Genomic DNA, 12153 nt, shown 5'->3' on the forward strand with positions numbered 1-12153 from the left:
AAAGCGACGAAACGTCCTGATCCGCCTTGTTTCTTATCTTGCTTAGCCATGATTTAATACCTCCATCTATTTAATCCATCGATTGTCTTTTTCAAACGATTTCAAGACTGACGCGGGGGCGTCTTTAAATTTCATCTGCTTCGTTAAATCACCTTGCATAATGACCCGACCTCTTTCAGCCGTATAATCACATGTTATCAAAGTTATCATCTTACGTCCAGGAACTGGATCGGCCACTTGTACATCCGTTGGTTTCACCGTTCGGTAACTAGTAGTCTTATATTCGTAGACCCGCTTCATATCAGTAAGATAAATTTTTTGCCCTTTTTTACCATGATAGTAAATTGGTGAGAATAATAACTTTTTACCTGACTCGCCCTGAATGAAATGACTTGCCAACGCATAATTGCCTTGTCCCATCTTTTGATTTTCATTCAATGTACCTGCTCCTAATGATAGGACCGTATCACTAACCCCATTTGCAATCGGCACTGATAGGCCAATCGCTGGAACAGAAACATAGCCGATAAAATTCACTTTGCCAGCATTAGCTCGTGCTTTTAATAGCTGTTGTGAATCCAAGGTGTTAACTTTTGTCCAATCATAATTGGCATTCTTTTTATCTTTCTGCCCTTTTTCAACACTTTTTTGCGTTACTTTAGGTTGAAATTGGCTAATACTAAAGGCTGCAATCTGATTATGAAAAATCAAACCTAGCGCAATAATAATCAGCACCACGTATAAGACAGTCGACCACCAACGGCGCTTCTTCTTTGTTTGTTTTGTTTTTTCTGCCATAAATTACTCACATAACGCTTCCATTAATCTTTATCAAAATGATTGATAAAATACAATAAAATTTGTAATTCATTTGTGAGATCAACGTTTTGAACACGCACTTCTTTTGGCACATCTAATCGCAAGGGAGTGAAGTTCAAAATGCCTTGAATACCAACATCTGCTAAGCGCTTGGCTGTATCTTGTGCAACTTCAGCAGGTACCGTTAAAATAGCGACTTCAATCCGTTGGTCTTGAATTTGCTTTTCCAAATCATCCATACTATAAATCGGTACACCAGCTTGCACTGTATTAATCATATCGGGATTAATATCAAATGCTGCTGAAATACGGGCATTCGAACTTTGGTGGAAATTGAAATTCAACAAAGCTTGTCCTAAATTACCAACACCAACTAACGCAATTGACGCCAAATTATCTTGGTTCAAAATTTCACCAAAGAACTCCATCAATTCCTTCACATCATAACCGTAACCGCGCTTACCTAAAGCTCCAAAATAAGAAAAGTCGCGTCGAATTGTCGCAGCATCAAACTTAACAGCCTTTGATAATTCGCTGGATGACACACGGGTAATCCCAGAATCTAACAAAATTTTTAAATAGCGATAGTAAATTGGTAATCTTTTAGCTGTAGCACGTGGAATTTCCTTATCCACAGCTTGCACTTTTTCTTTGTCTTCACTCATGTGCCTGCTCCTTTTATTTCACAAAATAACACACATTAACTATAACATAGTAAGTGTTTTATGTGAATGTCGTAACAATTTTTTATCATAAAAGGCTTTTCCAGCCATTACTTAACGTTTTGGCTTTGGCTTGCCTTTATCTTTTTTATGCTTACGCTTAGCTTTTTTCTCTTTTGCAAAACGCTCATCCCGTGATTGCACTTCTGTCCGGGCAGCCTTTTCTTTAACAAACTTGGCAGTTCCCTTTGGCTTTGGCGCTTGTGCTGCATCCTTAACCATATCATCATGTTGTGGTTTAAGTGTGTTGACCTTGGCAGCTGCTTTAGCTTGATGTCCCGCTCCCGGCTTAGCAATTGTTTTACCTTCCAACGCACGTGGCCGACCCTTTATCACGTCAATGTCGACTGCAACTAAACGCTTAAGATCGCGTGCATCGTGATCATTTCCAAACGTAATCACTAAGCCTGGCTTGCCCATCCGGCCTGTTCGACCAGAGCGATGCGTGTAAGTTTCACCATCACGTGGCAAATCAAAATTAATTACCATTGGCAAATCTGGTACATCCAAACCACGTGCTCCCACATCTGTCGTTAAGAGAAATTTAGCATCTCCATTTTTGAAGGAACGCATGGCTTTTTCACGCGTTGAACTTGAATCTCCACGTACTAACGTGGCCATGCCTACGTGTTCATGTGCTAAAAAGTTAGCCGTATTTTTCAACTGTTTGGTCGTGTTGAAGAAGACCATGGCCTGCACCTTCTTTTGGGCCGCCAATTGTCGTAATCGTTTATTCTTTTGGTCAGAAGCCGTCAACCAGAACTCATGTTTGATTTGAGTAGGCATTGGAACATCGCGTTGATCAATCAACTTAAAGTCACGATCAAAAACACCTGATGCAACGGTTTCATCAACAGCAGTTGCGCCGAACATGGCCACTTGTACATCCGCATCATCAATTGCATCCCAGATCACATCAATTTGTTGCGCTGTCTCATCACGCATTAATTCGTCAGCTTCATCCAAGACCAAAGTACGTAAGCGTCCTAGCTTTAACTTACCATTATTAATTAATTCTACGACACGACCAGGTGTCCCCACTAGAATCTCTGGATGCTTTTTTAGACGATCCAATTGATTTTTGATGTTGGCTCCACCTGTTAAAGCAAGCACTTTAAAGCCCAATTCATTCGCCCATTCTCGCATCACGTGCGTTGTTTGCATCGCTAATTCTTGTGAGGGGGCTAAAACAAGCACTTGTTCGCCATCACCTGCCACCACATTTTCCAAAAGCGGCCACGTGAACGCAAGTGTTTTCCCAGTTCCGGTTGGCGCGAGTGCATTCACTGATTCACCAGCTTGGAGTGGTTCATAACTAGCCTTTTGAATGGGCGTTAATTCAGTAAACCCACTTTTTTGTATTTTATCTTCAAATTTCTGGTGCATATATTCCCCTTAATGATCAGCTGGGAAAACGATTCCCGCTGACTTTCTTAAATCTGTTAAAACTTGATTAACCCGTTGACTTAACAACAACCATTCACGATATTCATCAGCATATTCTGCTGGCGCGTTAATGATTCGAGCAAAATCATTGGCCTCAGCCAACATCGGATTTTCCGTCAATGGATGGCTAAGTGTTGTTTGATTCCCTTGACCATCCACATACTGCACTTCATTCAATTCAGCAATATTATCAATAACAATTGTATCTTTTTGACCTAGCAATTCACTATGTTGATAGCTCGTTGCCATTTTCCCAAATTGTGCCGTCATATCAAAGCCATCATAACGCAAAATTGCTGTCCCACGTCCATCGGCCCCATTTGCCAATTTCGTTGCGAAATAGTGACTTGATTTTGGCATGCCAAACAACTTCACAATCGCATAAATAGGATAAACGCCTAAGTCAGTCAAGGCCCCGGCACTAAACTCACGTGTCAAAACATTAGGTTCTTCGCCGGCCAAATAAGCGTCAAATCGAGATGAATATTTCTCATAAACAAACGTTCCGCCAGACACGACTGGCATTTCTGCTACTTGGGCTTCAATCGCCTTGAAGTTTGGTTGGTGAACGTGACGCGTGGCTTCAAAAAGATGTGCTTTTGGATGATCACGTAATAACGAATAGATTTCTTCATATTCAGTCGGATTTGAAAAAATTGATTTTTCAACAATCACTTGCAAATCATGTTGAATCGCTTGTGCAGCTTGCGCAAAATGTAAACTATTGGGCGATGCAATATAAACGACATCAATACCACTATCAAAAAATTCAGATAAATTCGTATAAATCTTTGCCGTGGGTGCAAAAGCTTGTCCAGTTTCTACTTTACGCGAATAAACACTCGTTAAAGTATAGGCTTCACTTTGTTCAGCAGCCTCTACAAACATCTTCGTAATCCAATTTGTACCAATAACCCCTAAATTAAGCATCACTAGTTCCCCCGTATTTGTTTTGTCATTACTAGTATAACATTCACAAGGCAAAAAACTGCAAAATAAAAGGCGCAATCACTTGATTACGCCTTTTCTATCTTAAAACGCTTGTTTGTTCACAATCTTTAATTGTTGATCCAAATCATAACTAATTGGTTCAGCATTAGCAATTTCAACATGCATAATATCCGCATCCGAAATGCCTTCAATTATCTTAGTTAAAGCCCGAATTGTGCTACCATGAGCCACAATGAGCACATTTTGACCAGTTTGTAGTTTAGGCACGATTGCTTGTTCCCAATAAGGTTGAATTCGCGCCAAAGCCAGGGCCAGGCTTTCACCATGAGGTAACTGATTCTCTGCTAAATCAGCATAACGCCGATCCATAGCTGGATAAATTTCTCCATCAACTTCAACCTGCGCTGGCAAGGCATCAGTTTGGGGTGGCAATACATCATAAGCGCGGCGCCAAATATGAACTTGTTCAGCTCCCCACTTTTCACGGGCAACATCACGATTCATCCCTTGCAAAGCCCCATAATGACGTTCGTTCAAACGCCATATTTTGGACTCAGGGACAAATAATTGATCAGTCTCCTCAAGTAAGATATGCAGGGTTTTAATGGCCCGTTTCAACAAAGAGGTATAAGCATAATCAAACGCAATGCCTGTCGCCTTCAACTGTTGACCAGCATGTTGCGCCTGTTCCACACCCGTTTCACTTAAATTAGTATCAATCCAACCATTAAACAAATTCTTCGCGTTCCATTCACTTTGACCATGTCGCATGATTACCAATTTTGCCATTTGTGCTACCCCTTCCAAAGTCCCACTTATTTCAGAATGTTTTGCTATATATTATCTCACGATACAACAAAAAAGATAGTAATCAACGTATGATTACTATCTAAATTTACTTATTTAGTTAAAACAGTCACTGATTCAACGTGGGTTGTTTGTGGGAATTGGTCGATGGGTTGGACATCTCCATTGACTCGATAACCTTGTGCTTCAAAGAGCGCAACATCACGAGCCAAGGTTGCTGGATTACAACTAATGTAAACAACCTTTTCGGGGGCCATTTTAACGGCTGCATCAATCAATTCTTGCGTCAAGCCCTTACGTGGTGGATCCAAGAAAATGACATCCGGCTTTAGACCTTCATCAGCCCATTGAACCATCTTATCTTCCGCCTTACCAAGTTCAAAGCGCACATTATCAGTACCATTGATGTCAGCATTTCGCTTAGCATCATCAACAGCTTCTGGTACCACTTCCACACCCAAAACGGATTTAACATGATCAGCAATCGTTAGTGAAATGGTTCCAATACCAGAATAGGCATCAATCACGACATCTGTAGGCTTTAATTCAGCCTTTTCTGTTGCTGTTTGATATAAGACCTCAGTCATAGCTGGGTTAACTTGATAGAATGAATTTGGTCCGATGGCAAAAGTCTTACCAAGCAAAGTATCCTTAATCGCCTTTTGACCCCATAGAACCTTATTCTGGTCACCCATGATAACATTCGTCTTTTCTTGGTTCACATTTTGAATAATTGATACAACTTCAGGCAATGCTTCGCGAATATCATTAACGATGTATTCTGCCGCTGGCAAACGCTTGGCACGCGTGACCAAAACAACCATCATTTGATGACTATAGTATCCACGACGCACCATGATTGTCCGTACCACTCCCTTATGATTAACTTCATCATACGCAGCCACGTGATACTTACGCAAAATATCACGAATTACAACGATGGCTTCATCAATCTTTGGGTCTTGGATATAAAAATCTTCCATTGGTTGCAAACGATGTGAACCGCGGCGATAGAAACCTGTCGTCAATTCACCATTAATCTCGCGAACTGGAATCTGTGCCTTGTTCCGATAGCCCCATGGGTTTTCCATGCCAATCGTTGGTGCCACATCAACAGCGACGTGTTGCTTATTGAACACATCGGCAACTTGCTTTTGCTTGTGCTTTAATTGGGCAGGATACGTAAGGTGGGCCAATGGCGCCACCCCTGATTGAAGGACTTTCGCATCAATGTCAGCGTTACGATCTGGTGATTCACTTAGACGCTTAACAACACGTCCAAATCCGTAATTGCTGGTAACCTTCGTCACACCAACAATAATTTTTTCACCCGGCACAGCGTTGGTGACAAAGATTGGAAAATCATCGTACTTCACAACACCATTTCCATCGTAAGTCAAATCAACGACTGTGGCTTCAAATTCCTGGTTTTTAGTAACCGGTGCTTTTTTCTTCATTTTAAAACTCTCCTTTTGGTCTTTTCGACAACCATTAAAGAAAATAGTATAGCACACTTTTACGTAACATGAAAAAACTGCACGAAGTTCACTAGTTCTCTAGTCTATTCTCGTAAAATTATGTACACATAAAACGTGCTAGGCAATTACACCTATCTAACACCGTCAGCATTTAGGATTAAAAGATCAGCGACTATTCTATTGAATGCTTATTTTTCCTTTTGTCATTCAAAGGCCCTTACTCACCACCAAAATAAAAAGGCACGCCTAACTAGGCGTGCCTTTTTATTTAACGTCATCCTACATTCGACGCAAAGCTTCTAAGCGCTTTTCCATTGGTGGATGGGTATCAAATAGATGACTCCATCGACTATCTTGTTTAAGCGGATCGCTAATATACAAACCCGCACTACTTGGTGCGACATTGTCTTCTGACATCGGCTCGCTATTGGAAATTTTAGTTAACGCATCAATTAAGCCTTGTGGATTCCGAGTTAACTCCACCGCACCAGCATCAGCTAAATATTCACGATTCCGTGAAATCGCCATCTGAATAATGGTTGCGGCTAAAGGCGCCAATAACATCACGACAAAAGAAAGCAAGATACCAAAAATATTTGTATCACGATCATCATCTCGTGATGACCAGCCCCAAAAACTTGTTCCGAAATTAGCCAGCATTGTAATAATCGATGTCAGAGCAACCGCCAAGGTTTGCACCCGAATATCGTAATTACGGACGTGAGTCATTTCGTGAGCCATAACCCCCTCTAATTCTTCACGATTAAGGCGTGCCAAAATTCCCGTGGTTGCTGCAACGGCCGCATTTTCTGGCTTATTTCCAGTTGCAAAAGCGTTTGGGCTCGCATCATCAATGATAAACACACGTGGCATCGGTACCCGAGCGACCAGCGCCATATCTTCAACAATATGCCAAAGCTCTGGCGCTTGATCAGCCTGTGTAATTTCTTGAGCATTGTTCATCGACATAACAATATCAGTTGATTGGCCAATCGTATACAAAGCATATATTCCAGCAGCGACCACCGCAATTAAAATGCCAGCCGAGGCACTACGCATAAGATAGTACCCTAACGCCGCGCCAACAAGCGCTGTAAACAAGAAAAAACCAAATAATAACAGCACTGTTTTGCGTTTATTTTTAGTAATTTGCTCGTATAACATGATTACCTCTTATCGGCTTATAGGCCATTTTCATCAAAAGAAACAGCTGGTTGTTCTTTTTCTTCCGCTGGCGTTTCTAAGAACTCCGCTGGTTGGAAATGATGAATTCCAGCCACAATATTCGTTGGGAAAGTCTGCAACTTTGTATTGTAACTAGCAACAGAAGAATTAAACAATTGTCGAGAATAAGCAATTTTATTTTCAGTATTTGTTAATTCTTCCATCAACTTGGTATATTGCGCAGATGACTTCAAATCTGGATAAGATTCAGCTACCGCAAAAATTGACTTCAAATTTGATGATAACTTATCAGAAAGCTTCATCTTCTCTTGATGATCAGCATCAGGTGTTTGCGCAATTTGATTACGCAATGCGACAACATTTTCAAGGGTACTCTTTTCAAAACGGGCATATCCCTTCACTGTTTCTAAGAGATTAGGGATTAAGTCATTTCGCCGTTTCAATTGTACATCAATTTGACTCCATGATTCCTGAGTATACATCCGCGCTTTTACAAGCCCATTATAAATATTAATCCAAACAATAATAATTACCGCAACTACTGCTAAACCAATCCATATTGCCATTGCTTTACCTCTTTCGTTTATTTTCTTACTTCCATTCTACAACACATAGCTAAACTTAAACTTATTATCGCGTTGCTCGGGCGAAAAATGCTTGGGGTAATTGATAACGATCAACCCGCCACCAATCATACGTCTGGCGATTTGGATAAACCCGATTAGTTAAAATTACCAAACCCGTTTGATTTTTTAAATTAATCGCCATAATTGTCCCCGTAAATCCAGTTTGATATAACCAATCCTTTTCTACTGAGGGATGATCCTCGCCACCAAACCGCCAATAGTGCCAACCTAACGTTCGAAAATCAACACGATTAGCCTGTAACAACTGCACCACTTCAGGCTGAAGCCAACTAGCAACAAAGCGCAACGCATCGGCCATGGGGCTAAAAATACCAGCATGACCAGCCGCGCCACCTAGCAAGGCTGCCTTATAATCATCGACGGTCCCTTGTAATAAGCCACCCCGTTCGGGAACATACTCAGTTGGCGCAAACGCTTCCGTGGGCAAAGTTTGGTAATTGGGCATTTGGGCTGTTCGATACCCAGTATGTGCCAAGCCAAGTGGCGTTAACACTAATTGCGCCATTGCTTGCTCGAGAGGCATCCCCATAATTTCACTAAGTGCTTGCCCTAAAAGCATATAACCCACGTCAGAATAATGAATTTCTTGCCCAGGCTCCGCTAACAAAGGGCGATTATTCAAATCTTCCAACAACATTTTGCGGTCAAGGTGATCAGTTTTGCGCACGCTACTTGGTAAACCAGAACTATGCGTTAGTACTTGTTGGAAAGTAATCTCTGGATGGTTAAATGTAGGCAAGACACTTTTAAGCGTTCTTGATAAATCAAATTGTTGATCCAAGACTAATTGTACATAAGCTTTTGCAGTATACAATTTCGTTAATGACGCTAAATCATAAATAGTGTCGGCTTCCACTTTGTGCTCTGGATACTGATCAATTTTACCAATTTGCGTTTGTACTTGTTGGCCCTTTTGATTAACTACACCAACACTCATTCCGACCAACGGCTTTTCTGCCACTAATTGCTCCCCAATTGCAGCAACATCCTTCAAAATAGTTTGTAGCATACAACTTCCTCTCACTTATCAACTACTAATAAAAAAGCAGCCATCAGGCTGCCATTTTATTAATCAACAATCAAAGCATCGATACTCTTCTGAATCGCTGCTAATTCAGCATCAGCATCTGTTTGGGTTGCCCCCTTAGTACCAACATAAAACTTAATTTTAGGTTCAGTTCCGGAAGGACGTACAGCCACCCAACTACCATCAGCCAACCAATACTTCAAAACATTGGCCTTTGGCAAATTCAATGTCGTGACATCCCCAGTCTCCATTTGCGTTTGCGTTTGCTTATCAAAGTCTTCAGTCGTTACAACTTTAACGCCACCAAATTCAGCTGGTGTCTCGTCACGGAAATCGGCCATAATTTTAGCAATCTTATCGGCGCCGTCAATTCCGGCAAAAGTCAATGACTTTGTGTCTTCAACGAAATAGCCATACTTTTCAAACAATGCTTGCAAACCATCATAAAGCGTTTGACCTTGTTGTTTGTAATAAGCGGCCACTTCAGCTAGCAATACAGTTGCTTGAATTGAATCCTTGTCACGTACGAATGGCTTAACCAAGTATCCATATGATTCTTCAAAGCCAAACAAGAATTCGTGATCATGAGAATCTTCAAAATGTTGAATTTGTTCGGCAATGTACTTAAACCCAGTTAAGACATTAATCATCTTCACGCCAAAGTCATCCGCAATGGCAGTTGCAAAATCAGATGAGACAATTGACTTCACAACCGCCCCATTTTCAGGCAAAGTGCCCGCATCAGCCTTAGCAGTCAAAATATAATTCAACATCAAGGCCGCGATTTGGTTTCCAGTCAACAAACTAAAGCTACCGTCACCACGACGAACTGCGACACCCATCCGGTCGGCATCTGGGTCAACCGCAATTGCAACATCAGCATCAATCTTACCTGCTAAATCAATCCCCATTGCTAAGGCTGCGTGATCTTCTGGATTTGGCAACTCAACGGTTGGAAAATCACCATTAGGCTCTTTTTGTTCAGGAACCATGGTAACATTTTTAAATCCTGCATTTTCCAAAGCTGGTCCAGCAATTTGCGCTCCAGTTCCATGAAGCGGGGTATAAACCAGCTTCATATCCGCTCCAACATTTTCTGTTAGATCACGGTTAATCGTAACTGTCTTAATTTCTTCCAAGTACGCTGAATCAACATCGGCACCGATTTCAATTAGTAAATCTTGCTCTTTTAGGGTTGCAACATCCCCAACTGGAACTTCAAACATATCCGCCTCACGAATTGATTGCGTAATAATATCTGATTCCTTGGGTGGCATTTGACCACCATCTTCACCATAAATCTTAAAGCCATTGTATGCTTTGGGGTTATGCGAAGCGGTAATCATAATTCCGGCATAAGTATGCAAGTGACGAACTGCGAATGATAATTCAGGTGTTGGACGCAAAGCATCAAACAAGTACGCTTTAATTTGATGTGCTCCTAAAACGCGTGCAGCTTCAAGGGCGAATTCAGCTGAATGATGGCGTGAATCATAAGAGATCACAACCCCACGTTGCTTAACAGCATCATCTAAACTATCCATCAAGCGGGCTAAACCTTCCGTCGCTTGACGCACAGTATAAATATTCATCCGATTAATTCCAGCCCCCATAATGCCACGCATTCCGGCTGTTCCGAATGAAAGTGGTTGGTAAAAAGCATCTTCTGCCTTGTCTGGCGTATCTGCCAATTGGGTCATTTCTGTCTTTAAATCAGCTGGCAAGTCGTTTTGCTTTTGCCATGCATCAAAATTATCTTTCCAATTCATCTATCTGACTCCTTTTCCCACATACACTAATTAGTTGTATTATACCATATTCCAACCAATTGCTGACATTTCCGCCTATTCTACAAACTGATAGTCCTTTGGAATGCCAAACTCTTGCCGGACTAAATTCAAGGCTGCATGGAACACTTGGTCCATATCATAGTAACGATATTGTCCTAAACGTCCACCAAAGACAACCTGATCTTGCATTTGTTGTGCCAATTGTGCATATTGCTTATATTTAGCCATATTTGTTTCATCATTGACCGGATAATAAGCTTCTTTAGTGCGATCCCAAGCTTGTGGGTATTCACGAGTAATGACTGAAACACCATCATCTGAAGCACCATCAAAATGCTTCCATTCCATGACACGTGTATATGGCGTTTCAGCATCAGTGTAATTCATCACCGCATTACCTTGATAATTATCGACATGCATTACTTCTTTTTCAAAAGTAAGCGAACGATAACTGAGCTCGCCAAATTGATAGTCGAAGAATTGATCAATCATACCTGTGTAGATAATCCGAGGGAATTCCGCTAAATATTCTTCCTTATTAGCAAAGAAATCCGTTTTAAGCTGTACATCAATCCGTGGATGATCTAGAAGTTGCTCAAAGATTGGCGTATAGCCGCCAATTGGAATTCCCTGATAACGATGATTGAAATAATTATTATTAAACTCAAAGCGGACTGGCAGACGCTTGATAATAAACGCTGGTAAATCAGTTGCTTTCCGACCCCATTGTTTTTCTGTATAGCCTTTGACCAACTTTTGATAAATGTCTGTACCAATCAAAGAAATTGCTTGTTCTTCCAAATTACTTGGAGCACGGTTCCCCAATGAACCAAGCGCTTCTTCACGTTGCTCAGCAATTTTAGCTTGGGCTTCGGCGGGTGTTTTAGTTCCCCACATCTCATAAAATGTATTCATATTGAATGGCAAGTTATACAGTTCACCTTTATAATTGGCGATAACCTGATTTTGGAAACCATTAAATTCGGCAAATTGTTGGATATATTGCCAAATTTCTTTATTGTCAGTATGGAAAATATGAGCCCCATAGTCATGCACTGTCACACCATGTTCAACGTGTGTATACATGTTACCCCCGATATGCTCGCGCTTTTCAATAACCAACACGCGTTTGCCTTGCTTGGCGGCTTCGTGGGCAAATACAGCACCGTAAGGGCCTGCACCAACAACCAGATAATCATATTTTTTTGTATTTAACATGTGGAAAATACCCACCATTCTCTCAATTTTATTCTCATAATGTATAATTACAATTTCTATTTT

The 12153-nt window shown here is 41.1% G+C and carries 11 protein-coding genes; all 11 read right to left on the reverse strand.

Translation table 11 applies throughout. The features are described 5' to 3' along the window. Positions 1 to 66: 66 nt before the first annotated feature. On the reverse strand, positions 67 to 798 hold the full coding sequence (locus JOC36_RS03665; protein WP_205145152.1) for a class A sortase: 732 nt from the start codon (positions 796 to 798) through the stop codon (positions 67 to 69). Positions 799 to 821: 23 nt separating this feature from the next. Then, a complete protein-coding gene (locus tag JOC36_RS03670; RefSeq protein WP_205145153.1) occupies positions 822 to 1484 on the reverse strand; it encodes a redox-sensing transcriptional repressor Rex in 663 nt (220 codons plus the stop codon). Between the two features lie 111 nt (positions 1485 to 1595). Further along, positions 1596 to 2927 carry a DEAD/DEAH box helicase gene (locus tag JOC36_RS03675; RefSeq protein ID WP_205145154.1) on the reverse strand — a complete coding sequence of 444 codons (1332 nt, stop codon included), beginning with the start codon at positions 2925 to 2927 and terminating at the stop codon, positions 1596 to 1598. A gap of 9 nt (positions 2928 to 2936) precedes the next feature. Continuing rightward, the gene (locus tag JOC36_RS03680) at positions 2937 to 3917 is read right to left on the reverse strand and encodes a Gfo/Idh/MocA family protein (RefSeq protein WP_205145155.1); all 981 of its coding nucleotides are present in this window, start codon (positions 3915 to 3917) and stop codon (positions 2937 to 2939) included. A 102-nt stretch (positions 3918 to 4019) separates the two neighbouring features. Continuing rightward, the gene (locus JOC36_RS03685) at positions 4020 to 4727 is read right to left on the reverse strand and encodes a 2,3-bisphosphoglycerate-dependent phosphoglycerate mutase (RefSeq protein WP_205145156.1); all 708 of its coding nucleotides are present in this window, start codon (positions 4725 to 4727) and stop codon (positions 4020 to 4022) included. A gap of 110 nt (positions 4728 to 4837) precedes the next feature. Then, positions 4838 to 6202 (reverse strand): 23S rRNA (uracil(1939)-C(5))-methyltransferase RlmD, encoded by a 1365-nt coding sequence (gene rlmD / locus JOC36_RS03690; protein WP_205145157.1) that lies wholly within the window; start codon positions 6200 to 6202, stop codon positions 4838 to 4840. A 300-nt stretch (positions 6203 to 6502) separates the two neighbouring features. Then, a complete protein-coding gene (gene htpX, locus JOC36_RS03695; protein WP_205145158.1) occupies positions 6503 to 7387 on the reverse strand; it encodes a zinc metalloprotease HtpX in 885 nt (294 codons plus the stop codon). Between the two features lie 17 nt (positions 7388 to 7404). Beyond that, the gene (locus JOC36_RS03700) at positions 7405 to 7974 is read right to left on the reverse strand and encodes a LemA family protein (protein WP_205145159.1); all 570 of its coding nucleotides are present in this window, start codon (positions 7972 to 7974) and stop codon (positions 7405 to 7407) included. A gap of 64 nt (positions 7975 to 8038) precedes the next feature. Further along, entirely contained in the window at positions 8039 to 9064 is a 1026-nt protein-coding gene (locus JOC36_RS03705) for a serine hydrolase domain-containing protein (RefSeq protein ID WP_205145160.1), read from the reverse strand. Between the two features lie 59 nt (positions 9065 to 9123). Further along, complete coding sequence (locus JOC36_RS03710) at positions 9124 to 10851, reverse strand: phospho-sugar mutase (protein ID WP_205145161.1); 1728 nt, start codon at positions 10849 to 10851, stop codon at positions 9124 to 9126. A gap of 75 nt (positions 10852 to 10926) precedes the next feature. Further along, positions 10927 to 12090 carry a UDP-galactopyranose mutase gene (glf, locus tag JOC36_RS03715; protein WP_205145162.1) on the reverse strand — a complete coding sequence of 388 codons (1164 nt, stop codon included), beginning with the start codon at positions 12088 to 12090 and terminating at the stop codon, positions 10927 to 10929. Between the last annotated feature and the right edge of the window lie 63 nt (positions 12091 to 12153).

The sequence above is a fragment of the Weissella uvarum genome, from assembly GCF_016908785.1.
Taxonomy (GTDB): domain Bacteria; phylum Bacillota; class Bacilli; order Lactobacillales; family Lactobacillaceae; genus Weissella; species Weissella uvarum.

What these genes read in the sequence shown, in the direction of transcription:
- JOC36_RS03665 (WP_205145152.1), bottom strand. Translation starts at nt 798, where the DNA reads ATGGCAGAAAAAACAAAACAAACAAAGAAGAAGCGCCGTTGGTGGTCG.
- JOC36_RS03670 (WP_205145153.1), bottom strand. Translation starts at nt 1,484, where the DNA reads ATGAGTGAAGACAAAGAAAAAGTGCAAGCTGTGGATAAGGAAATTCCA.
- JOC36_RS03675 (WP_205145154.1), bottom strand. Translation starts at nt 2,927, where the DNA reads ATGCACCAGAAATTTGAAGATAAAATACAAAAAAGTGGGTTTACTGAA.
- JOC36_RS03680 (WP_205145155.1), bottom strand. Translation starts at nt 3,917, where the DNA reads ATGCTTAATTTAGGGGTTATTGGTACAAATTGGATTACGAAGATGTTT.
- JOC36_RS03685 (WP_205145156.1), bottom strand. Translation starts at nt 4,727, where the DNA reads ATGGCAAAATTGGTAATCATGCGACATGGTCAAAGTGAATGGAACGCG.
- rlmD (WP_205145157.1), bottom strand. Translation starts at nt 6,202, where the DNA reads ATGAAGAAAAAAGCACCGGTTACTAAAAACCAGGAATTTGAAGCCACA.
- htpX (WP_205145158.1), bottom strand. Translation starts at nt 7,387, where the DNA reads ATGTTATACGAGCAAATTACTAAAAATAAACGCAAAACAGTGCTGTTA.
- JOC36_RS03700 (WP_205145159.1), bottom strand. Translation starts at nt 7,974, where the DNA reads ATGGCAATATGGATTGGTTTAGCAGTAGTTGCGGTAATTATTATTGTT.
- JOC36_RS03705 (WP_205145160.1), bottom strand. Translation starts at nt 9,064, where the DNA reads ATGCTACAAACTATTTTGAAGGATGTTGCTGCAATTGGGGAGCAATTA.
- JOC36_RS03710 (WP_205145161.1), bottom strand. Translation starts at nt 10,851, where the DNA reads ATGAATTGGAAAGATAATTTTGATGCATGGCAAAAGCAAAACGACTTG.
- glf (WP_205145162.1), bottom strand. Translation starts at nt 12,090, where the DNA reads ATGTTAAATACAAAAAAATATGATTATCTGGTTGTTGGTGCAGGCCCT.